At 60.3% G+C, this 21545-nt stretch carries 22 protein-coding genes; 13 read left to right on the top strand and 9 right to left on the bottom strand.

The window, feature by feature from the left end:
• The coding region (locus tag QD461_RS34570) for a nicotinate-nucleotide--dimethylbenzimidazole phosphoribosyltransferase (RefSeq protein ID WP_414091404.1) at positions 1-248 on the bottom strand (248 nt) is incomplete at its 3' end.
• A 129-nt stretch (positions 249-377) separates the two neighbouring features.
• On the opposite strand from QD461_RS34570, the gene QD461_RS34575 reads away from it, so the two are divergent.
• The 4 genes from QD461_RS34575 to QD461_RS34590 all read left to right on the top strand — a co-directional run bounded on the left by QD461_RS34575 (position 378) and on the right by QD461_RS34590 (position 3105).
• On the top strand, positions 378-1154 hold the full coding sequence (locus QD461_RS34575; protein ID WP_414091405.1) for an adenosylcobinamide-GDP ribazoletransferase: 777 nt from the start codon (positions 378-380) through the stop codon (positions 1152-1154).
• 19 nt (positions 1155-1173) lie between these two features.
• Positions 1174-1395 carry a DUF1289 domain-containing protein gene (locus QD461_RS34580; RefSeq protein WP_414091406.1) on the top strand — a complete coding sequence of 74 codons (222 nt, stop codon included), beginning with the start codon at positions 1174-1176 and terminating at the stop codon, positions 1393-1395.
• The gene (locus tag QD461_RS34585) at positions 1392-2093 is read left to right on the top strand and encodes a TIGR02281 family clan AA aspartic protease (RefSeq protein ID WP_414091407.1); all 702 of its coding nucleotides are present in this window, start codon (positions 1392-1394) and stop codon (positions 2091-2093) included. Before QD461_RS34580 ends, QD461_RS34585 begins: the two co-directional genes overlap by 4 nt.
• A gap of 106 nt (positions 2094-2199) precedes the next feature.
• Complete coding sequence (locus tag QD461_RS34590) at positions 2200-3105, top strand: DMT family transporter (RefSeq protein ID WP_414091408.1); 906 nt, start codon at positions 2200-2202, stop codon at positions 3103-3105.
• Positions 3106-3235: 130 nt separating this feature from the next.
• Here the strand turns inward: QD461_RS34590 and QD461_RS34595 are convergent, their stop codons facing one another.
• The 6 genes from QD461_RS34595 to QD461_RS34620 all read right to left on the bottom strand — a co-directional run bounded on the left by QD461_RS34595 (position 3236) and on the right by QD461_RS34620 (position 8872).
• On the bottom strand, positions 3236-3766 hold the full coding sequence (locus QD461_RS34595) for an N-acetyltransferase family protein (RefSeq protein WP_414091409.1): 531 nt from the start codon (positions 3764-3766) through the stop codon (positions 3236-3238).
• Entirely contained in the window at positions 3763-5091 is a 1329-nt protein-coding gene (locus QD461_RS34600; protein WP_414091410.1) for a bifunctional folylpolyglutamate synthase/dihydrofolate synthase, read from the bottom strand. The genes QD461_RS34595 and QD461_RS34600 overlap by 4 nt, the downstream gene beginning before the upstream one ends.
• 159 nt (positions 5092-5250) lie before the next feature.
• On the bottom strand, positions 5251-6012 hold the full coding sequence (locus QD461_RS34605; protein WP_414091411.1) for an ABC transporter permease: 762 nt from the start codon (positions 6010-6012) through the stop codon (positions 5251-5253).
• Entirely contained in the window at positions 6009-6935 is a 927-nt protein-coding gene (locus QD461_RS34610; protein WP_414091412.1) for an ABC transporter ATP-binding protein, read from the bottom strand. Before QD461_RS34610 ends, QD461_RS34605 begins: the two co-directional genes overlap by 4 nt.
• 388 nt (positions 6936-7323) lie before the next feature.
• The gene (locus QD461_RS34615; RefSeq protein ID WP_414091413.1) at positions 7324-7578 is read right to left on the bottom strand and encodes a hypothetical protein; all 255 of its coding nucleotides are present in this window, start codon (positions 7576-7578) and stop codon (positions 7324-7326) included.
• Between the two features lie 106 nt (positions 7579-7684).
• A complete protein-coding gene (locus QD461_RS34620; protein WP_414091414.1) occupies positions 7685-8872 on the bottom strand; it encodes an extensin family protein in 1188 nt (395 codons plus the stop codon).
• Between the two features lie 233 nt (positions 8873-9105).
• Here QD461_RS34620 and QD461_RS34625 point away from each other — a divergent pair, with 233 nt between their 5' ends.
• The 6 genes from QD461_RS34625 to QD461_RS34650 all read left to right on the top strand — a co-directional run bounded on the left by QD461_RS34625 (position 9106) and on the right by QD461_RS34650 (position 14526).
• On the top strand, positions 9106-9495 hold the full coding sequence (locus tag QD461_RS34625; RefSeq protein ID WP_184703952.1) for an acyl-CoA thioesterase: 390 nt from the start codon (positions 9106-9108) through the stop codon (positions 9493-9495).
• Between the two features lie 4 nt (positions 9496-9499).
• The gene (locus QD461_RS34630; protein ID WP_414091415.1) at positions 9500-10090 is read left to right on the top strand and encodes a hypothetical protein; all 591 of its coding nucleotides are present in this window, start codon (positions 9500-9502) and stop codon (positions 10088-10090) included.
• Positions 10091-10209: 119 nt separating this feature from the next.
• Positions 10210-11802 carry an SEL1-like repeat protein gene (locus tag QD461_RS34635; protein ID WP_414091416.1) on the top strand — a complete coding sequence of 531 codons (1593 nt, stop codon included), beginning with the start codon at positions 10210-10212 and terminating at the stop codon, positions 11800-11802.
• Positions 11803-11856: 54 nt separating this feature from the next.
• Complete coding sequence (locus QD461_RS34640; RefSeq protein WP_414091417.1) at positions 11857-12927, top strand: hypothetical protein; 1071 nt, start codon at positions 11857-11859, stop codon at positions 12925-12927.
• A gap of 178 nt (positions 12928-13105) precedes the next feature.
• A complete protein-coding gene (locus QD461_RS34645) occupies positions 13106-13915 on the top strand; it encodes an RDD family protein (protein WP_414091418.1) in 810 nt (269 codons plus the stop codon).
• A 107-nt stretch (positions 13916-14022) separates the two neighbouring features.
• Complete coding sequence (locus tag QD461_RS34650) at positions 14023-14526, top strand: hypothetical protein (RefSeq protein ID WP_414091419.1); 504 nt, start codon at positions 14023-14025, stop codon at positions 14524-14526.
• Between the two features lie 53 nt (positions 14527-14579).
• Here QD461_RS34650 and QD461_RS34655 read toward each other — a convergent pair whose 3' ends face one another.
• Positions 14580-15830, bottom strand: a complete 1251-nt coding sequence (locus QD461_RS34655; RefSeq protein WP_414091420.1) for an MFS transporter — start codon at positions 15828-15830, stop codon at positions 14580-14582.
• A gap of 285 nt (positions 15831-16115) precedes the next feature.
• Here QD461_RS34655 and uvrB point away from each other — a divergent pair, with 285 nt between their 5' ends.
• The 3 genes from uvrB to QD461_RS34670 all read left to right on the top strand — a co-directional run bounded on the left by uvrB (position 16116) and on the right by QD461_RS34670 (position 20773).
• Positions 16116-18902, top strand: coding sequence for an excinuclease ABC subunit UvrB (uvrB, locus tag QD461_RS34660; protein ID WP_414091421.1), 2787 nt, complete (start codon positions 16116-16118; stop codon positions 18900-18902).
• 187 nt (positions 18903-19089) lie between these two features.
• Positions 19090-19545, top strand: a complete 456-nt coding sequence (locus tag QD461_RS34665) for an SRPBCC family protein (RefSeq protein ID WP_184703946.1) — start codon at positions 19090-19092, stop codon at positions 19543-19545.
• Positions 19546-19708: 163 nt separating this feature from the next.
• Positions 19709-20773: an adenylate/guanylate cyclase domain-containing protein gene (locus QD461_RS34670; RefSeq protein WP_414091423.1), complete on the top strand. Its 1065-nt coding sequence runs from the start codon at positions 19709-19711 to the stop codon at positions 20771-20773.
• Positions 20774-20815: 42 nt separating this feature from the next.
• Here the strand turns inward: QD461_RS34670 and QD461_RS34675 are convergent, their stop codons facing one another.
• The gene (locus QD461_RS34675) at positions 20816-21310 is read right to left on the bottom strand and encodes a nucleoside deaminase (protein WP_414091422.1); all 495 of its coding nucleotides are present in this window, start codon (positions 21308-21310) and stop codon (positions 20816-20818) included.
• Between the last annotated feature and the right edge of the window lie 235 nt (positions 21311-21545).

A 21545-nucleotide genomic window follows, 5' to 3' on the forward strand; every position in this document is an offset into this window, starting at 1 on the left:
GTAATTCCCTGCTTGGTGACGCCGTGATTACCGGCGAAAATCGCAACCAGGGGCCGGGTCACTGCCGGCGGCCGGCCGGTCCAGGCGGCAAGCCAGAAGGCGATCTCTTCGAGACGGCCGAGCGCGCCTGGCGGTTTGGTGAGCTGTGCGTCGCGCTCGCGCGCCGCCACGAGCGCGCGGGCATCAGGGCCTGGAAGGTCGCGCAGCAACGTGCGGAAATCGTCGAATGGCAAGCCGGTTACGCTCATGAATGCCGTTCCTTGTCTTTTGGTCTCAAATCAGGTTCTTTGCGTGCGACTCTATTAGTCTTCGGAACCGGCGCGAACAACTCCAAAAGCGTTCGATGCTGTCGAGCGAAAATACGGGGAGAGGAAGAAATGCGGGAATATATGCGCGACATCGCGCGCGCCGTCGCCTTCTTGAGCCGCATTCCCGTATCGGCATCCTTCTTTGCGGGCTATCGCGGCAAGCTCGGGACGGTGTCACGCGCTTTTCCGGTCGCCGGCTTGCTGGTCGCATTTCCGGCTGCCATCGCCTTCGGTGTGCTGCTCGCCTTTCATGCCGATCCGCTCATGGCAGCGCTTCTGGCCCTCACGGTACTGACGGTGACGACGGGCGCCCTGCATGAGGACGGCCTCAGCGATACCGCAGACGGGCTCGGCGGCGGCACGGATCGCGAGCGCATACTGACGATCATGAAGGATAGCCGTATCGGCGCCTACGGCGCTGCTGCACTGATCCTGTCCTTCGGACTACGGGCCGCCGCACTCGCCGCTATCGCCCGTCACGTCTCGCCATCACATGGAGCAATTGCGCTTCTTGCAACGGCCGTGCTCAGCCGCGGTGCGATGGTGTGGCATTGGCATGTGCTGCCTGCGGCTAAGCCGGAAGGGGTCGCCGCCTCCGCCGGCCAGCCCGATGGCGACGCGATGCAGCTGGCGCTGATTATGACGCTCGTCCTCGCCATCCTCCTGATCGGCCCGAGCATGGGGATATCAGCGCTCGTTCCCTGCCTGCTCGTCGTCGCCGTCGCGACGTTTTTCCTCAACAGGCACATGCGCCAGAGACTGTCCGGTCATACCGGAGACACGATCGGCACCACCCAGCAGATTTGCGAAATCGCGTCGCTGTGCACCCTTGCCATGTGTGTTTGAAGCCTCGATATATGATCCCATGCTGACACCCTGTATCCTTGTCTGTTCTCTCGACGAAAGCACCGGCTATTGTCTCGGATGTGGCCGCACAGGCGCAGAAATCGGCGCTTGGATGAGCTACAGCGACGACGAGCGGCGCCGGATCATGGATATTCTTCCCGAGCGCATGACAAAGCTCGCGCTTAAGCCCGGCGGGGACGATCGTCGGTCGCAACGGGCACAGGAGCGCGGCGCCGTATGAACCGCCTGAACATCGTTCTCGCCATTCTCGGCATCGGCCTTGCGCTGCTTATCTTCAACAACAGCTCCGGCATGACCTTCGGCATGCGCAATGACGACTTTGCTCGCGTCATATATCTTGTGCCGATTGCGCTGATGATGAGCGCCGCGGTTTGGGGCAGCCGTCACACAGTCAGTCAATCGCTGCGCAATCTCCTGATCTGGTTCGTCATCATCATGGCGCTCGCGACAGGCTATATCTATCGTTACGACGCCGAACGTGTCGGAAATCGCCTGTTCGCCGGCCTGATGCCCGGGCATGCGGTCGTCGTCACTACGAGTGAGGGCGGGCAGGAAGTCATCATCCACAAGCGATCCAGCGGGCATTTCGAAGCCGTGGTCAAGATCAACGGACAGCCGATAGAAATGCTTGTCGACACCGGCGCCAGCACGATCGCCTTGTCGCAGCAAGACGCAGAGCATGTCGGGATCATTCCGGAAAACCTGACCTACTCGATGACCGTGATGACCGCGAACGGTCGGGCAAACGCCGCTCCCGTCGAGCTTGGATCGGTATCGATCGGGCCGATCAAGCGTCACGATGTCAAGGCAAGCGTGGCGGAAGCGGGCAAGCTGGATCAAAGTCTGCTCGGCATGAGTTTCCTGGAAACCCTGGGATCGATGCAGATGCAAACCGATGAGCTTCGGCTGCGCGATTGAGCGCAACGAAGAACGGCAATCGATAGTTCGGCGGAGAACGAAGCATTTGCCGGTCTATTCACTCTAAAAAACGGCAGAACCGAACAGCCCGGAGAGTGAGACACACATGGCGCCCGCTAAGACAAACATAACCAAGGAACTGTTGCTCCTTTTGCTTCTCGCCACCTGCTGGGGGGCGTCCTATAGTTTTATTCGCGTCGGCGTAGCGACGATTCCGCCGATTACGCTGATTGCCGCGCGCACCCTGATCGCCGGTGTCGTTCTGCTCGTCATCATTCGCCGGCGCGGCCTGAGCCTGCCGAGGGATCCGGCAACATGGCGGCGCTTCCTCATTCAATCCTGCCTCAACAGCGCCATTCCCTTCACGCTCATCGCCTGGGCCGAACAGACACTCGACGCCGGGCTGGCAACCATCTTGAATTCCACGACGCCGATCTTCGCTTTCCTGATCGCGTCGGTCCTGCTGCGCAGTGAACGATTGACCGGCCGCAAGCTCTTTGGCGTCATCGCAGGCATGGCGGGTATTTGCCTGATCATCGGCGTCGACGCGCTGCACGGGGTCGGCCGGCAGTTGCCTGCACAGCTCGCCGTCGTCGCCGCATCCATCTGCTATGCCAGTGCAGCTCTGTTCGGGCGCAATTTCAAGGGACTGGATCCGATGATGCCGGCGGCCGGCTCGCTGCTGTGCGGAGCAGCGCTCCTCATCCCCGCCAGCCTGATCATTGATCATCCCTGGCAATTGGCACCGTCCACGGCGTCGATCCTGTCGCTTCTCGGCCTGTCGGTCGTTTCGACCGCCCTCGCCTTCAGCATCTACTTCCGACTGATCCAGACCCTCGGCTCGGTGAGCACGACAGCACAGGCCTACCTACGGGTTCCCATCGGCGTCGGCATCGGCGTGATCTTCCTTGGGGAGCCGGTATCGTCCACGGCAGCCATCGGCCTCGTCTGCGTCGTAGCCGGCGTCATGGCCATGACCATTGCCCCGCGTAAGAAAGTCGCCGCTGGGTGACTTTCCGCGAAGGCGACATATTGCATGTCGCGCAAAAAGTGCGCAGCGATTTTGCGACAACGACATGCGCAAAATCAGGAAACTGAAGCGCGGGAAGCGGATCTTGAAGATCGCGACGCGCTTTAGAAGATCAGCGCAGCAATGACAAATCGTCCCAGACTAAAATCAGATTGTCGGAACGCCAGATCGGCCCGGGATCGGTATATTGCCCGATCATGCGACCTCCGAGTGACCGGTAGAACGCGATCGCCGGTTCATTGCCGACCACGACGCCGAGCGCTGCGCTCGAATAACCGAAAGCGGCCAGCTGCGCCACCAGTTCCCGCATGAGGCGACGGCCAAGCCCCTGCCGCTTCGCCGAGGGGTCGATGTAAAGCGAGCGGATTTCCCCTCGCCCTTCGAAAGCCGGCTCCGATGCAGCGCCGACCGCACCGATGGCAACGAGCCGGTTTCCCTGTTCCGCCAGCAATATGCCCTGATGCCGGCGCGGATTGGCGAGCATTTCGCTCCACCGCGCCCGGCGAAAGTCTTCGTCAAGCGTGCGATAGACATTCGCCGGCGCGAGATCGCGATAGGTCTCGCACCAGACCGCACGATGCAGCCTGGCAATAGCGGCTGCATCGTCGACAACAGCTGGTCTGATGGCAAATTCCATGGTCATCCGATGGTCCCGGAAACGGTGTTGCGCAGCGCGCCGACAAGATAGAGAGAACCTGTAACCAGTATCCAGCCGCCACGCTCGGAGGCCTTCTCAAGAGCCCGATCCAGCGCCTTGTGCGGGTCCGGCTCGACTTCCCCCGCCATTCCCAAAGACCGCCAGATTTCTGCCAGTTCCTCCGCCACGTGGGCGCGGCCAGACCCCGACGCTTCGGTAAATACCGCATCGGAAACGTAGCGGGACAACACGCCCAGAAAACCAGGGGCATCCTTGTCGGAGGCCAGCGCAACGACGGCAACGCATTCGCCGCTAACATCGGACAAACGCGTGATGTCGCGAAGGACTGCCTCGATATTGAACGGCACATGAGCACCATCCATGATCAAGGGCACGGTTTCCCGTCCTCTTCGCAACGCAGCCGGCAGCACGAAATCGAAGCGTTCCATTCGCCCCGGCAACCGCGCCTTGGCGACGACGTCCGGTTGGAGCAGTTCCGGCCCGATGGGTCGCCCCTTCACATCTCCTTCGAGAACGCTTTCACCTTGTCGGCCGAGATGCTCGAGCACCAGGCCGACCAGCGCGATATTTGTTTCCGCTATCGTCGCATCGCCGGCAAGATCGGTTCGAAGCACATCGCAGCCGAGTTGATCGGCCCGCTCCTGCAAAACCCGCCCAGCCTCATCGTCAGCGCCAAGCGTGGTCGCAAGCGTTGCGCCGGGCTTCAATATGCCAACTTTCTCCCGTGCGATCGCTTCGCGCGTCGTGCCGAGAATTTCCGTATGCTCAAGACCGATGTTGGTCACGATTGCAACTTCGCCGAAGACCACATTCGTCGAGTCCAGCCTGCCGCCAAGCCCGACCTCGACGACGGCCCAGTTCAGGCCGGCATCTCTGAAGACGACGAAGGCAGCAGCCGTGATCACGTCGAACCAGGTCGCATCCTCGCCGGCCGTCGCAGCTTGCTTGGCGCCTTCATAACGGTCGAGGACCTGCATGATCGCTTTTGCAAGAGCCTCGTCATCGACCTCGCTGCCGAGAACGCTGACGCGCTCATTCACCCGGTCGACGTGCGGCGACGCATAACGGCCGACCCGCCAGCCAGCCCGAAGCAATCCTGCTTCGAGAAGTGCACAGACCGACCCCTTGCCTTTGGTGCCGGCGACATGAATGGCGCGAAAACTCCGGTGAGGATCGCCCAACCGCTGCATGAGGTCGAGCATCGGCTCAAGGCCGACGCGCATCTCGCCTCGCAGCTTGCGTTCCCAGTTGGTCAGTTGGTCGAGCCGGGAGAGTGCGGCGGGCAAGCCAGGAGTGGTGGGCTGTGGCATGATATACCTTCATCAAGATATCACGCGAGTGGCGAAAGGTGCCGACGCTCTTCAAAGCGTGCGGACACCCGACCATCTCGCTACATCAAATCAGAAACAATCACTTCCACGCAGCGGCGAACGCCGCAAGATCCTAAATTTGCGGATCAGGTTCCGCCATCAGTTCCTCAACCGATATCCGGTCTTGAAGATCCAGCCGAGAACCGCCAGGCAGAGGATGAGAAAGAGGGAGATGATAGCAAGGCTCAGCACCGGATTGACGTCCGCAATGCCATAGAAGCTCCATCGGAAACCGCTGACGAGATAGAGAACCGGGTTGAGGTGGCTCACCGCCTGCCAAAACGGTGGCAGCATGTTGATCGAATAGAAGCTGCCGCCAAGAAAGGTCAGCGGCGGCACGACCAGCATCGGGATGAGGTTCAGCTGCTCAAAATTCCCGGCCCAAATGCCGATCATGAAACCGAACAGGCTGAAAGTTACGGCCGTCAGGACGAAGAACAGGATCATCATGAGCGGATGCTCGATCCTGATATCGACGAAGAAACTCGCCGTCGCCAGAATGATCAATCCGATCAGCATGCCCTTGGTCGCAGCCGCGCCGACATAGCCCAGAACGATTTCGGTCATGGCGACCGGCGCCGACAGCACCTCATAGATCGTGCCGGTGAATTTCGGAAAATAAATACCGAAGGAGCCGTTGCTGATGCACTGGCCAAGCAGCGTCAGCATGATCAGGCCGGGCGTGATGAAGGCGCCATAGGAAACGCCCTCGACCAGATTGATGCGCGAGCCGATCGCCGCCCCGAAAACGATGAAGTATAGCGAGGTGGAAATAACAGGCGAAACGACGCTCTGCAGCAGCGTGCGACGCGTGCGGGCCATTTCGAACGTGTAGATGGACTTGATCGCTTCGAAGTTCATTTTCCTGCTCCTACCAGCGATACGAAAATATCCTCAAGCGAGCTCTGGCGCGTCGACAGATCCTTGAAATGAATGCCCTCGGCAGCGAGTTTCGACAGCAAAGCGGCAATGCTCGACTGCTCGTTCTGCGCATCGAAATCGTAGATCAGGGTCAGGGCATTTGGCCCGAGCGAAAGCCCGTTGCCTTCAAGACATTGCGGTATGGCCTCCAGCGGCTTGTTCAAATCGAGAATAAGCTGCTTGCGGCCGAGCTTGGCCATCAGCGCCTTCTTCTCTTCCACCAGCAGCAGCTGGCCGCCATTGATGACGCCGACACGATCGGCCGCCTCTTCCGCCTCTTCGATATAGTGGGTCGTGAGAATGATCGTGACGCCGGAGGCTCGCAGGCGCTCGACCACATGCCACATATCCTTGCGCAGCGTAACATCCACGCCCGCCGTCGGCTCGTCCAGAAACAGGATCTCCGGTTCGTGCGACAACGCCTTGGCGATGAGGACACGCCGCTTCATGCCGCCGGAAAGCTGGCGAAGCATGTTGTCCTTCTTTTCCCAAAGCGACAGGTCGCGCAGGATCTTTTCTATGTAAGCCGGGTTCGCCTTCTTGCCATGCAGGCCGCGCGAGAAGCTGACCGTATTCCAGACAGTTTCGAACTGATCCGTCGTCAGCTCCTGCGGCACCAGGCCGATCATGCTGCGGGTGGCGCGGAAATCCCGAACCACGTCGCGACCGCCGACCAACACCGTGCCGCTGCTCGGATTGGCAATCCCGCAGACGATCGAGATCAGCGTCGTCTTGCCGGCACCGTTCGGTCCAAGCAAAGCAAGAATTTCCCCCTGTTCGATATCGAGATCGACACCCTTGAGTGCCTGAAACCCGTTTCCATAGGTTTTGGTGAGACTGCGGATGGAAATGATCGGAGCCATGATGCGGGCAAGTCCGGCCTTGTAATGGTGACGAATATGTCGGCGTTTGCCCGCTATATAGCCGGTTTTACGCTTTGACCATCCTATCGAGGCTAAACACAGCGTTCGCTTAAGCCAAATAAGCTGTCATCAAATCGTGACCTTCGTCGGGCATATAGCGCATTAGGTGAGCAACGTTCGTCGCACTCCGCCCAACGCCTCTTGGCGACGCGTAAGCGCCTGTCGTACTAGACGATTTATTGCCTTCGCATTCATATTGCGTGCCTCATTGCAACATGAAGTTTTTTTCTGGCGCAGGCAAGGATTCCCCGTCGTTGCCATGCACCGCTCAAGCCGGCTCGCGCCGGCTTTTTTCTTTTCTGCACGACGTCGATGGGCGAAATGCGGGCTACCAGCTGCCGTTTACGCCGCAACCGGCCGGCGGCATCGTCTTATGCTCGAAACGGGCCTTGAGCATCTGGCATCCCTTGTCGCGGATGGGTGTCGGCATCATGGTGTTGAGGCCGATACCGACTTCGTCGAAAGGGTCTTCGGCATATGCAACATAGATGTACCAACGCCCGCCTATTACGACAACGATGGCAATCAGAGCAGCGATGAGCGCTCTGCCCAGGCTTCTTTTTCGTCTCGGCACGTTTTCCATGAAACCCTCGCTTGCCCTCGAACGGCTTACATAACCGCGTTTCCGCAGCTAGGTAAATCAGCTTTCGCTCCCGGCAAGTGCGGATGTGTTTCCAGCGAAACGCCAATCACAGGCTGCAGTAGCGCCGGCCACCCTGTCGATCCCGCAGGTCGAAATGGAAATGGTTCCAGTGTTCGGGATTGCTGCCGGGTCCAAGCACGGTATCAAAATAGCGGCAGCTGTCGGAGCGGACGGCCTTGAGCAAACCACCCTCGCGGAAGGAGAACAGGCCCTTCTTGCGCACGTCGATCACATGACCGTTCTTCAGCACGAAGGTGCCGACATCGATGGCATTGCCATGGGCATGCTCCGACATGGGATTATAACGTTGCCGGCTATTGTTCATGCGCCGGCAGGAGTAGCCGCCCAGCGGAACGATGGTGCCGATGCCGGACCAGTAGCGAGTGCGTGCCGCCGGAGCGAGCTCGTTCTTGACCCATTTCGCAAAGGCAAGCGTCACCTGGCAATTCAAGGTCACCGCGGGGCGAACGGCGATATTGCCGGAAAGTCCGCTCAATGAGACGGGATAGGGAACCTGGCATGCGGGACCGTTCGAAATTGCCGGCTTGTCGGTGTAGATGACGCCCAAACGGCGCAATTCCTGCCGACAGGCGATTTCTGAAGGCGGCATCATGCCCGGTGTCGATTGCGGCGCCTCGAACTGCCGGTCGAGACGGGCAACGGGATTGTCGATGCGCGGCAGCATGGCGACCTGCGTCCCCGGTTGCCGCTGTGGTATCGGGGATCGATTGAGTTCAGTCTGCGCGGCCGATCTTTGAAGAGCGGAACGATTGGTCTGCGTAGGCGCATCCGAGCCGATGCCGTCGACCACCGGCTCATCGGTTGCGCCTTCGGCAATATTCTGCTGCTCCTCCTGCGCCAGCCCGACGACCGATGCGGATCGAGCCTCTTCGGCCGGCCCAACGCCGAGCTCGGCATCCATATTGACGCCCTGTGAAGGAATGTCCGACTGCTGCGCCAGGCCCGTTTCGACATCCGTCGTCGTCACAGCCTCGCCACTGCCGGAGCGGCGTTTGCCGCTCGCATAGTTGTTGGAGGCGGAGACCATCGGGTCCTGAGCGCCGGGATAGGAGAATTGTCTTTGCGAAACGCTGCGATGCGGCTTGATCGAGCCGACCCGGGAGGAACTGTCGACATTCGAGGGCGGCACGAGGCTATCGGCCGTGCAGGCGACCAGTGCCGACGACAATAATAACGGCAACAGAGCACGCCGAAGAATGGGTAAATAGGTCATAGTCCTGATCCGCTGCCCCAGCCACGGTCGGCAACACTTACAAACTCTAAACGGGAACGGTGAACGAAAACTTACCGCAGGAGATCGCTATGTATCCGAATGATCCTTCGTAGCGATGCCGGCACCTGCTTGCCGACGGAAAGCCCCCGCTGAAGCAAATGCACGGTCTTTCCCATCGCGGCCGGATTGCATAGGCTGGATCGGAATCAGTAGCTGGCAACAGGAGCGAACGAATGAATGACAGCGTCAAACCAAGAGGTGAGCTGACATTGCGCACGCTGGCAATGCCGGCCGATGCCAATCCCGCGGGAGATATCTTCGGCGGCTGGGTCATGGCGCAGATGGACTTGGCGAGCGGCATTCGCGCCGCCGAGCGGGCTCGCGGCCGCGTGGTGACCGCCGCCGTGAAGGAAATGGCTTTCGAACTGCCGGTCAAGATCGGCGATACGCTGAGCGTCTTCACCGACATCGAGCGCGTCGGCCGCACCTCGATCACGCTGAGCGTCGAGGCCTGGGCGCACCGCGCCCGTTACAACACGCTGGAAAAGGTCACGGCCGCCACATTCATCATGGTTGCGCTGGACGAGAACGGCGCTCCGAAGCCTGTACCGACGGAGAGCTGACGATATGGGCGCCGCGCACGCACCGGAAGTTTACGTCTATATCCGAACTGTCATGAGCATGGTGATCGGCCTTTCGCTCGCCCAGCTCCTGACGCGGCTCGCCGGCTTCGTGCAGGCCCCGGGCAAGAACAAGATCTACTTCGTCCACATCGGCTGGGTGCTGTCGATGTTCCTCTACATCATCCATTTCTGGTGGTGGGAATATCGGCTGCAATCGGTGCAGGTCATTACCTTCGCGGTCTATCTTTTCCTGATCTGCTTCTGCTGCCTCTTTTATTTCCTCTGCGTGCTCCTCAATCCGCCGTCGATCGACGAGTATGGCGGCTTTGAGGAATATTTCATCTCCCGCCGCCGCTGGTTCTTCGGCCTGCTCGCCGTAACCTACGCCGTCGACCTCATCGACACGCTGCTGAAGGGGGAAGCCTATTTTCAGTCTCTCGGCTGGGAATATCCGACGCGCAACATCGTCTATATCGTCCTGTGCATCGTCGCGGCGATCACCGCCAACCGGCGTTTCCAGGCTGCATTCGTGATCCTGGGGTTGATCTACCAGGTCACATGGATCTTCCGCCTCTACGACGTGCTTCCCGGATAGGGTCACGTACTATCCTGTGTAAAACGGCCGCCATTTCGATACTCTGCGTTTCTTGATCAAGACACAGCCATATTGTTCAGATCGATTGTCCTGCGGAAAGTAGGAGGGAGATTCTGGCCTTGACGCTGAAGAGCTATGCATTTGGGTTGGCGCTTGCCGTTTCTTTGCCCCTGCTCGCTCATGCGGAGGATCCTGCGCCCGGCCCGGCCAACACCACCATCGCGCTGAAATATTGGCTGGAATTCGCCAAGCAGGGCAATGCCGCCGCCCAATATGGTCTTGGCTATCGCTACGCCAACGGCCAGGGCGTGGAGCAGGACGATGACCAGGCCGTCGACTGGTATCAGAAAGCGGCCGACCAGGGTAACGCCCAGGCGCAATATGCCCTCGCCTACATGTACGCCTCCGGTCGTGGCGTCGATGCCGATCAGAAGCAGGCAAACGACTGGTATCTCAAGTCAGCGCAACGCGGCAACGCCGATGCGCAATATGCCATCGGTTATTCCTATGCCAACGGTCGCGGCATGGATGCCGACAACAAGCAAGCCATCAACTGGTATCAGAAATCCGCAGCTCAAGGTCAGGCTCAGGCGCAATACGCCCTGGGCTACATGTACGCCAACGGCCTCGGAGTTCAGCAGGATGCCGCGATCGCCGTCACCTGGTATCGCAAGTCAGCCGACCAGGGTCGCGCGGACGCCCAATACGCTCTCGGCTACATCTATGAAAGCGGCCAGGGCATAACGGCGGACCAGGCAGCAGCCATCGACTGGTACAGGAAGGCCGCGGATCAGGGCGACGCGCAGGGCCTGTATGCCCTTGGCTATGCCTATGCTAACGGCAAGGGCGTGGAACGAAACGGTGCCGAAGCCTATTCCTGGTACAAGAGGGCAGCGGAAAAGGGCCGCCCCGACGCGCAATATGCTGTCGGCTACAGCCTCGCCAATGGGCTCGGAGTCGAAAAGGACTACAGGCAGGCGCTTCAATGGTATCGCAAGTCGGCTGACCAGGGGCGATCCGATGCCGAATATGCCCTGGGCTACCTCTATGCCAATGGCCATGGCGTCAAGGTCGACGATCCGACAGCAGTGAGGTGGTATCGCAAATCGGCGACGCAAGGAGACGCGCAAGGCGAATACGCCCTCGCCTACATGTACGCCGGCGGACGCGGCGTTGCGAGGGACTACCGCAAGGCCTTCGAATGGTACGGGAAGTCCGCGGCTCAGGGTCACGCCGAGGCGCAATATGCGCTCGGTTACATGTATGATAACGGTCAGGCGACGACCGTGGACAAGGTGGCAGCAGCAGACTGGTATCGCAAGGCAGCCGATCAGAACAATCCACAGGGGCAATACGCCCTCGCCTATCTCTACTATCACGGCGACGGTGTGCCGAAGGATTACGCCCAGGCTGCCGACCTGTTTCGCAAAGCGGCGGGACAAGGCGACGCACGCGCGGAATATGGCCTTGGATATCTGTATTATAACGGCTACGGAGTAGCCAAGGATACCGCAATCGCCGCGGAGTGGTTCAACAAGGCGGCCGCGAAGGGATTGCCGGAGGCTCAGCACGGGCTCAGCTACATGGAAGCCAACGGCGACGGTCCCGTCCCGGATCTCGGACTATCGGGTGAAGGGCGAACGAGCGGCGAGAATACCGGTGGATCGTCGGGTTGGGCCGTCTTTCACCTGTTGATGGCGCTTCTGCCGTAGCCGCCGCAAGTGCATTGATATCGATCCAGAGGATCATCGACTGAGGGGTAGATCGTGAATTGGAAGAAGGGAGCAACAGGATTGCTCTTCGCATTGGCATCCGTCAGCACCGCCCATGCCGATGTCGGCCGGAACACCTACGATCGCGGAAACTTCAGATCGACCCTCGACTATTTGCGTCCCCTGGCGAACCAGGGAGATGCCAACGCCCAAATGAAACTCGGCCAGATGTACGAGGAAGGCAACGGTGTCGCGAGAAATCTCGCGCTGGCGTTCAGCTGGTACAAAAAGGCGGCCGACCAGGGCCGTGCCGAGGCACAATTCAATATCGGCACCATGTATGACCAGGGCGAAGGAGTGGCCGTAGACAAAAATCAGGCGATCGAGTGGTACAAGAAGGCCGCGGCACAAGGCCATTCCAACGCACAATACAATCTGGCCGTCATGTACGATACGGGTGAAGGTATCCCCCAGAACAAGGCGCAGGCTTTCGTCTGGTATCGCAAGGCGGCGGAACAGGGAGATATCGACGCGCAGTATAATGTTGGCGTCATGTACGATCAGGGAGACGGCACGAGCAAGGACAAGAGCCAGGCCCTCGTCTGGTATCTGAAGGCTGCCGACCAGGGTAAGGTCGAGGCACAATACAATCTCGGCATCATGTATCGCGATGGCGAAGGCGTTGGAAAGGACGGCTCGAAAGCCCTCTTCTGGTTCCGCAAGGCGGCCGATCAGGGAGACGCGGACGCCCAATATAATATCGGTGCGATGTATGCCGACGGCGACGGGATAAAGCAGAACGATCCCGAAGCGATCATCTGGTTTCTGAAGGCCGCAGGGCAGGATAATGTCGAAGCCGAATACAATCTCGGCGTGATGTTCCGCGACGGCGAAGGCGTCGCCAGGAACGCGACCCAAGCCATCTTCTGGTTCAAGCGGGCGGCCGAGCATCAATATGCCGATGCAGCCAACAATCTCGGCGTCATGTATCGCGACGGCGACGGTGTCCCGGTCGATCCGGTCAAGGCCCAGGAGTGGTTCCGCAAGGCAAAGAGCCTTGGCTATCAGGGCGACAGCGACGACGACCAAAGCGCCCCCTCGAACACAAGCAGCATCCCGATCTGAGCAGATCGGAGGGGTCGGCAGCTAGCCACTCCATTTGTCGATGGCACGGCCCTCATTCGCTGCCGAATCTCGGCAAGCCATGCTATTTCCTGCAACCTGAAGCACACTGCGCTGCGACCGGCAGGAGCAGGTGTTGAAAATTGGGGGAATCATGAATTCTGCAGCCTCGGACGATCGAATGGCTTCCCTGCCTCCGCGCCATTTCTGGCGACGGTTTGGTGCCTATGCGATCGACATCGTCATCTTCCAGATTGTCTTCGTCCTGCTGTTTCTCGCTCTGTCCGTCGTGACATCCCGGGATCTCACACTGCCGTTCCTCCAGAAGCAGCAATGCGCTGAAACGACGTCCGGGTCGCTCATTCCGAAAATAGAAGCCGAGTGGCCGCTGCAATCAGGCGAAGTGAGAAGCAACCAGCTGTGTCGCATATCTTGGCTTGGCAGTGAGGGATACACCATCTTCGTTTCGAAGGTCGCTTCGCAGCACGGAAAGACGACGTCCGTACGTTCGGTCGCAGTCCCGGTAGACAAGAAGGGAGATCCGGTCGATCCAAGCGTTGTCACCAGGCCGACATCCAGCATCGTCCTTCTGCTGTTGCCTGTAATCTTTGCCTTCTGTTCGGCAGGTACGAGACGAACGCCTGGCAAGCGCCTGCTCTCGCTGCGCGTGAAGACGCTCGAAGACTTCCCCCTGCCCCTCGGTCTGGCAACGAAGCGGGAGATATTTAAATTTCTGCCGCTCATGCTCATCGCGATCGTCGACCTCGCGAGCCTGCTTCTCGCAAGACCGCTATCGCAGCCGATCGAGCAGTTGATCCAGCAGGCGCGCGATTTGAATCTTCTCTCCACGAGCGGTGTTTTCGCCCTGACTGGCGCATTGACGCCGATGCTGTTCGTTTTCGCGCTCATCTGGTGGGTCTATCCGCTGGTCGTGTGGCGTGGGCAAACTTTCTACGACCGTTTCTGCGACACGAAAGTCGTCAGGGATTGACTCACACCCCTGAGATACGGGGATTGCCTTGCTGGTGAGGGGCATGACAGACTGCGGCAGGGCCGGAACATGCTTTGCTTCTTCTTCCTTTCAGAGGTTAGATCGCCGTGAATCCGAAATATGCCGCACTTCCTTCCTCGTTTCGCATGGCGTTGCTCGCCGCAATCGTCGTTGTGCCGCTGTCGCCTCTGCCGGTGGCGGCCACGCCGGCAGAGGCCGCGCCCGGCTCGTGCTGGTCGCTGCTGCAGAGCAAATTCGGCCCCCAGATCGAGAAATCGGTAAACGAAGCCGACCCCTGCAAGAAGCTGCCGGGGGTCGATCACAAGGAGAAATTCGAGGTCAAGTCGCTCGACGTCTGCGATGGCCCGAACGGCGGTGTCCAGATCAATGCTCACGCAGATATGGTCTGCAAGTCGCACGGCGTGCTGAAGGCGACCGTCAAAGGCGAACTCGACGCATCCATGACGGTCGATGTCGGCGCATGTCACATCACCGATCTCCATCTCGGCATCAACGGCCCGCTCGGAGAGCTGATTTCATCTGTCGGTGGGCTGCAGGATCTCGCCCGCGGTTTCGCGCAGGCGAAGATTTCGGAGGTATGCGGCAAGTAAGGGAGAAGCCGGTCGCTTCAACCGGCTTCCTTTAGGCGGGATGTCGAGACGGCTCAGGTTTGCGCGACACCATCCGCTGAGCCAGCGCTCTTGCTACCGAAACGAACACCCTTCTTCTCGAAGCCAAAGCCGGCAAAGATAGCCACGACGACAGCGACGATGCAGGCCACGACCAACAGCGCGAGGGCATAGTCGCCGCCCCATCTCTTCGCCAGCCCAGCCTGGATCGAAGCATTGCCCGACGCCAGCAGGTTGCCGAGCTGATACGCGAAGCCGGGAAATGTGCCGCGCACCTCATCCGGTGACAATTCGTTCAGATGCACGGGAATGATACCCCAGGCGCCCTGCACGAAAAGCTGCATCAGAAATGCGCCGATCGCAAGCATCACCGGCCCGTGCCCATAGACCCAGAGCGGCGCGGCCGGGATCGCCAAGAGGGCAGCAATGACGATGGTTCGACGCCTGCCGATACGCTCAGATAGTGCGCCGAAGGACAGGCCTCCGACGATCGCACCGATATTATAGACGATCGCGATGGCCCCGACCGTATAGGAATCATACTGCCTCTGGGTTTCCAGGAAGGTGGGGTAGAGATCCTGCGTGCCGTGGCTGAAGAAATTGAAGGCCGTCATCAACAGGACGGCCCAGATGAACAGCGGAATATTTTCGCGCAGCACGGTGAGGAACGGCCGCTGCGGCTTGGATTGCCGCTGCACGAAAGCCGGCGATTCCTGCACGTTGCGCCTGATATAGAGCACCAGCAGCGCCGGTACCGCCCCGACCATGAACATGCCGCGCCAACCGATGATCGGGAACAGCAGGAAGAAGACGATCGACGCAATCAGATAGCCGGAGGGATAGCCCGCCTGCAGGATGCCCGAGACGAGGCCGCGCGACTCCTCGGGAATGGTCTCCATCGTCAGCGATGCACCAACGCCCCATTCGCCGCCCATGGCAACGCCGAAGAGTGCCCGAAGGACGAGGAACATGGTCAGTCCCGTCGAAAAGCCGGTCAGGAACTCGAAGACCGAGTAGAGCAGCACGTCGATCATCAGCGTGACACGCCGGCCGTAACGGTCGGCCGCAAGGCCAAAGATCAGCGCACCGATCGGACGCATGGCCAGGGTGAGAAAAATCGCGACGGCAACCGCCGGCACGTCCGTGTGAAATTCCTCGGCTATGTGTTTGAGAACGAATACCAATATGAAGAAATCGAAAGCATCCAGCGTCCAGCCGAGATAGGCCGCGATGACGGTGTTTCGTTGCTGAGGGGACAAGGAACGTAAGCTATCCAATGCGGTCATCATGATCCTCCGACCGGATGGCGGCGGCGAGGCGGGCAATACCGGATGCCGTCGAAAGCTGGGGGAGCCCGGCACTGACCGGGCATGTCGACGCTGCGGCCGGCTCCTCCTGTGGCGCCTGCGAGGATCGCGCTATGCGGACGTTCAGATCAGCGCTAACGCATCAGCCGCCTTCAGGTTGTAACATATTTGACATGGTCGACGAACGGAAAAATCTACCATTTTGTTTCCCTTTTGTACCCTTTGCCCCTTCACATCTGTGCGATCTGTCTCCATATTCGCCCAATGGCCAAATCACCGAAAAACCCCTCCGCCCCGACCGGTTTCGAAGAGGCGCCGCAGGCACCATTTGAAGGTGCGCCGCTCAGCGGCAGCGTTGCCGATTGGGTGAAGCAGCTCGAGGCCGACGCCGAAATGTCCGGCATCGAGACCCAGCGCGAGATCGCCTCGAAGGCCGGCAAGCATCGCAAGAAGGTGGAAATCGCGGCTTCGAAGTCAGGGCGCGGCACGTCCATGGGCGGTTCGACGGATCCGAAGACACGCGCCGCGGCCGGCCTCAATCCGGTTGCTGGCCTGGATATCGCGCTCGAAGATGCCGACAAGATCGCCACCAGCGGCGTGACGGCCACGGTGGAAGCGCTGTCGAAGCTGATCGAGAGCGGCAACCCTCTCTTCAAGGATGGCAAGCTCTGGACACCGCATCGCCCTACCCGGCCGGCAAAGTCCGAGGGTGGCATCCAGATCCGCATGGCCTCGGAATATCAGCCCGCTGGCGACCAGCCGACCGCGATCCGCGACCTTGTCGAAGGCCTAGAGAATGGCGACCGCAGCCAGGTTCTGCTCGGCGTTACCGGCTCCGGCAAGACGTTTACAATGGCCAAGGTGATCGAGGCGACGCAGCGCCCCGCCGTCATCCTCGCGCCCAACAAGACGCTGGCCGCTCAGCTCTATTCCGAATTCAAGAATTTCTTCCCCGACAACGCGGTCGAATATTTCGTCTCTTACTACGACTATTACCAGCCGGAAGCCTACGTACCGCGCTCGGATACCTTCATCGAGAAGGAAAGCTCGATCAACGAGCAGATCGACCGCATGCGCCACTCGGCGACACGCTCGCTGCTGGAGCGTGACGATTGCATCATCGTCGCCTCGGTCTCCTGCATCTACGGTATCGGCTCGGTCGAAACCTATACGGCGATGACCTTCCAGATGAATGTCGGCGACCGTCTGGACCAGCGCCAGCTTCTGGCCGACCTCGTGGCGCAGCAATACAAGCGCCGCGATATGGATTTCATCCGCGGCTCCTTCCGCGTCCGTGGTGACACGATCGAAATCTTCCCGGCTCACTTGGAGGATGCCGCCTGGCGCATCTCCATGTTCGGCGACGAGATCGACGCCATCACCGAATTCGATCCGCTGACCGGCCAGAAAACCGGCGACCTGAAGTCGGTGAAGATCTACGCCAATTCGCACTATGTGACGCCGCGCCCGACGCTGAACGGCGCCATCAAGGCGATCAAGGAAGAGCTGAAAATCCGGCTCGCCGAGCTGGAAAAAGCCGGCCGCCTGCTCGAAGCGCAGCGCTTGGAGCAGCGCACTCGCTACGACGTCGAAATGCTTGAAGCCACCGGCTCCTGCGCCGGCATCGAGAACTATTCGCGCTATCTGACCGGCCGCAATCCCGGCGAGCCGCCGCCGACGCTATTCGAATATATTCCCGATAACGCGCTGCTGTTCATCGATGAAAGCCACGTCTCGGTGAGCCAGATCGGCGGCATGTACCGAGGCGACTTCCGGCGCAAGGCGACGCTGGCCGAATACGGCTTCCGCCTGCCCTCCTGCATGGACAACCGACCGCTGCGCTTCGAGGAATGGGACGCCATGCGCCCGGACACGATCGCGGTTTCTGCTACACCGGGCAGCTGGGAAATGGAACAATCCGGCGGTGTCTTCGCTGAGCAGGTCATCCGCCCCACAGGCCTCATCGACCCGCCGGTCGAGGTCCGCTCTGCCCGCACCCAGGTCGACGACGTGCTCGGCGAGATCCGCGAAACCGCCGCCAAGGGCTATCGGACCCTCTGCACAGTCCTTACCAAGCGCATGGCCGAGGATCTGACGGAGTATCTGCACGAACAGGGCGTGCGCGTGCGCTACATGCACTCCGATATCGACACGCTGGAACGTATCGAGATCATCCGCGATCTGCGTTTGGGCGCTTTCGATGTGCTCGTCGGCATCAACCTGCTGCGCGAAGGTCTCGACATTCCCGAATGCGGCTTCGTCGCCATTCTCGATGCGGACAAGGAAGGCTTCCTTCGTTCGGAAACCTCGCTCATCCAGACCATCGGCCGTGCCGCGCGTAACGTCGACGGCAAGGTCATCCTCTATGCCGATACGATCACCGGTTCGATGAAGCGGGCGATGGACGAGACCAGCCGCCGCCGCGAGAAGCAGATGGCCTTCAACCTCGAAAACGGCATCACACCGGAATCGGTGAAGGCAAAAATCTCGGATATTCTCGACAGCGTCTATGAGAAGGACCATGTCCGCGCCGATATCGGCGGCGCCTCCGGCAAGGGTTTTGCCGATGGCGGTCATCTGGTCGGCAACAACCTGCAGGCCCATCTCAACGCGCTGGAAAAATCCATGCGCGATGCCGCCGCCGACCTGGATTTCGAAAAGGCCGCGAGACTGCGCGACGAGATCAAGCGCCTCAAGGCCGTCGAACTTGCCGCAATGGACGATCCCCTAGCCCGCGAGGAGGCAAGGAGCCTCGAAAGCCGCGGCGGGTCGAGCAAGCGTACGGCTCCGGAACCGGAGGCATCCCGCTCCTATTTCGCCAAGCCGAACCTTGATGAAATGGGACCGGGCAGCGATGCCGGCACGCCGCTTTTCCGCAAGAACACGCTGGACGAAATGACCGTCGGTCGCACCGAAAAGCCGGTAACCGGCAAGGTGCCGGACAAGCCGGTGATCCGCGCCAAGCCCGGCGTCGGCTCCTACGAGGATCCGGTGGACGAGAAGCAGCGCAAGGGCCGAACGAAGGGGAAGACCGGACGGCCCGGACGCTAAGACTGCTGTCACTGGCCGGTTGGAACTGTGGTTCTTGATGAGCAGTGCTCGCAAGTATCAAGCGATGTCTTGTTGGCTGTGCATCAGCACCTACATATTTTCTATGAGGAGACCCACGGAGTGACGGAGGACGCTCTGTTACGCGCCGTACCGTGGGAAAGCGATAGCACCCACGGGAGAGAGACCGATGTCAGAGCCCTTAGTCGTCCGCCGGGAGACACATGTCCCGGCACCGCCAGCCGCCATATTCGCATTGCTGACCGACCCCGAGAAGATCCTGCGTTGGATGGGCACGGAAGCCAAGACCGAGCCGCAGCCCGGCGGCATCTATCTCGTCAACGTGACCGGGGCGCGCGTCGCACGCGGCGCGTTCCGCGAGGTCGTGCCGGTCCATCGCCTCGCCTACAGCTTCGGCTGGGAAGGCAGCGAAGAAGTGCCGCCGGGATCGAGCCTGGTGGAGATAGACCTGATCGAACAGCCTGAAGGAACCCTGGTCCGCCTCACACACACCGGCCTGCCGACGGCCGGACAATGTGAGGCCCATGCAAAAGGCTGGGCGCATTATCTCGACCGCATGGCCGCCGTGGCCTCCGGACGAGATCCCGGTCCAGATCCGATGCGCGGTCACGACGGCAAAAGCTGACAACGTCCTGGGCGCTGTCCCATCGGGCGCCTTGGTTTGATGTTCGCTCGATATCACCGATTGGCGACAGCAGCCTTGCCTGTTGAAAGGGGGAATCCAAGCAGCGCCGAAGGGCTGCGTCGGCGAGGATGACAGCCTGCAACCGCCATGGCATGATCACGACATGGATTTGCCCGCCCCTCTTGTCTGGCTTGTCGACGAAGCCGCCGCCTCTCCCAGCCCCGAACGCTTCCTGGCTGATCTGGGCGGACAGCTGCTGGCCGCCGGACTGCCACTCGCCGGCGGCGCACTGACGCTTTCGGCGCCGCACCCGATCATCACGCAGCATAGCTGGTTGTGGCATGCCGAAGATGGTGCCGTAAACGAGGCCCTCGGTTTTGCCGGCACTGCACTTGGGCAAGCCGGCCGTGACTGGTTGGCCGAGTTAGGCCCGATTTGCGAGGAAACGATTGCAGGCACGCCCGGCAACTCCGTTCTGGCCTGGGCGGGCACGCGGCCCTTCACCTCAACCGAAGCGGATAGTTTGCGCCAAATCGCCCGATTTGCCGCTGCACCCTTGGCAGGCTTGGCTGCCAGAGCAGCGTTGTCCGCATTGCTGGAAGCCTATCTCGGCCGTCGAAGCGCAGCCCGTGTTCAAGCCGGCGCGCTCAGCCGCAGCACCGGCGAAACCATTCGCGCCGCACTCCTCTGCGCCGATCTGCGAGATTTCACCGCGCTGTCCGAGGCGACGGAGCCGACCATCGTGATATCCGCCCTCGACGCGTGGTTCGATCGCGTCGCGGGTGCTGTGCATGCCTTCGGCGGTGAAGTGCTGAAATTCGTCGGCGACGGCGTGCTGGCAATCTTTCCGGTGACCGGAACGTCGGCGGAAGCCTGCGAGGCCGCCCTCCGCGCCGTTACCGCCATCCGCGCCGGCATGGCTCATCTCGATGCGACCCGAAAGGACCAGGGCCTGCCGCCGCTCCCCTTCGGCGCAGCCCTGCATTTCGGCGACATGCTCTGGGGCAATATCGGCGCCGCCGACCGCCTGGACTTCACCGCCATCGGCCCCGCGGTCAATCTCGTCAGCCGTCTTGAGGGCCTTTGCAAGCCACTAGGCTGCAACGTACTCGTCTCGGGCGCTGTAGCGGCCGAAACGGGCACGGCGCTCGTCCCACTGGGTAAACATGAGCTGCGAGGGATAATCGAGCCTTGCGCGGTCTTTACGCTGACGGAAGCTTTGACCTGACCGACAGAATGCCTAAGAGCGGCATCGGCCTTGCCACATCCGTTATGCTCCCGCCTCCGCCTTCACGGTGGCTTGAAAATGCTGCGCTCCCCCCGTCAGCCAAAACTCCTCGGTGGTTGTATCGAGAAATTCTGCAAAGAGCTTGCAGGCGTCCGCTCGCAGGACACCCCCAACTATCTCTGTCGATCGAGAAACATGACGGGGAGGAGCGTTTTCGAGCCTCATATGCGTACAGCCGCCATATGTGTCCTCCATCGCGAATACAAGGCGCGCGATCGGCAGATGCAACATCGTGCCAAAGCACATGATACAGGGCTCAAGCGTTGTGTAGAGCGTCAGATGATCGGCCCTTGAAAAGACATAGTCGCCCTCGAATACTTGATGAAACAGGTTCATCTCCGCATGGTTTAGATGATTCGAGATCATGGTCTTGTGCGAGCGTCCCAGAATCCGGTTTCCGGCTGAAAGAACCGCGCCGACGGGAAATACGCCTTCCTCCAATGCGGTTCGAGCCTCCGCAAGTGCAAGCTCCATCATGCATTCGTCGTTCAATTGAACCATGTAATCCCTGCGTCGCCATGATTTTAAGTTGCATCATCGTAACATAGCGACTTTTGCTACAGTTACATGACAAGATCCTACATCCGTTGAGGTCGCCTCGTCGAACCATCGAGACAATCGGGAAACGCATTTTGTAGGTCGTTGCCGGTGGATCCGTTCATCGCCGAATCCCGCCTTTCATTCCCAACCCCTTGAAATCCCCACCCTATCC

Source organism: Rhizobium sp. BR 314 (assembly GCF_047445805.1).
In the GTDB taxonomy this organism is placed as follows: domain Bacteria; phylum Pseudomonadota; class Alphaproteobacteria; order Rhizobiales; family Rhizobiaceae; genus Rhizobium; species Rhizobium lusitanum_B.

Excerpts from the sequence above, each read along its gene's own strand:
- QD461_RS34600 (WP_414091410.1), bottom strand. The coding sequence starts at position 5,091 with ATGCCACAGCCCACCACTCCTGGCTTGCCCGCCGCACTCTCCCGGCTC.
- QD461_RS34615 (WP_414091413.1), bottom strand. The coding sequence starts at position 7,578 with ATGGAAAACGTGCCGAGACGAAAAAGAAGCCTGGGCAGAGCGCTCATC.
- QD461_RS34675 (WP_414091422.1), bottom strand. The coding sequence starts at position 21,310 with ATGATGGAGCTTGCACTTGCGGAGGCTCGAACCGCATTGGAGGAAGGC.
- QD461_RS34580 (WP_414091406.1), top strand. The coding sequence starts at position 1,174 with ATGCTGACACCCTGTATCCTTGTCTGTTCTCTCGACGAAAGCACCGGC.
- QD461_RS34645 (WP_414091418.1), top strand. The coding sequence starts at position 13,106 with ATGGCTTCCCTGCCTCCGCGCCATTTCTGGCGACGGTTTGGTGCCTAT.
- QD461_RS34630 (WP_414091415.1), top strand. The coding sequence starts at position 9,500 with ATGGGCGCCGCGCACGCACCGGAAGTTTACGTCTATATCCGAACTGTC.
- QD461_RS34665 (WP_184703946.1), top strand. The coding sequence starts at position 19,090 with ATGTCAGAGCCCTTAGTCGTCCGCCGGGAGACACATGTCCCGGCACCG.
- uvrB (WP_414091421.1), top strand. The coding sequence starts at position 16,116 with ATGGCCAAATCACCGAAAAACCCCTCCGCCCCGACCGGTTTCGAAGAG.
- QD461_RS34595 (WP_414091409.1), bottom strand. The coding sequence starts at position 3,766 with ATGACCATGGAATTTGCCATCAGACCAGCTGTTGTCGACGATGCAGCC.
- QD461_RS34625 (WP_184703952.1), top strand. The coding sequence starts at position 9,106 with ATGAATGACAGCGTCAAACCAAGAGGTGAGCTGACATTGCGCACGCTG.
- QD461_RS34610 (WP_414091412.1), bottom strand. The coding sequence starts at position 6,935 with ATGGCTCCGATCATTTCCATCCGCAGTCTCACCAAAACCTATGGAAAC.
- QD461_RS34605 (WP_414091411.1), bottom strand. The coding sequence starts at position 6,012 with ATGAACTTCGAAGCGATCAAGTCCATCTACACGTTCGAAATGGCCCGC.
- QD461_RS34655 (WP_414091420.1), bottom strand. The coding sequence starts at position 15,830 with ATGACCGCATTGGATAGCTTACGTTCCTTGTCCCCTCAGCAACGAAAC.
- QD461_RS34670 (WP_414091423.1), top strand. The coding sequence starts at position 19,709 with ATGGATTTGCCCGCCCCTCTTGTCTGGCTTGTCGACGAAGCCGCCGCC.
- QD461_RS34620 (WP_414091414.1), bottom strand. The coding sequence starts at position 8,872 with ATGACCTATTTACCCATTCTTCGGCGTGCTCTGTTGCCGTTATTATTG.
- QD461_RS34575 (WP_414091405.1), top strand. The coding sequence starts at position 378 with ATGCGGGAATATATGCGCGACATCGCGCGCGCCGTCGCCTTCTTGAGC.
- QD461_RS34590 (WP_414091408.1), top strand. The coding sequence starts at position 2,200 with ATGGCGCCCGCTAAGACAAACATAACCAAGGAACTGTTGCTCCTTTTG.
- QD461_RS34585 (WP_414091407.1), top strand. The coding sequence starts at position 1,392 with ATGAACCGCCTGAACATCGTTCTCGCCATTCTCGGCATCGGCCTTGCG.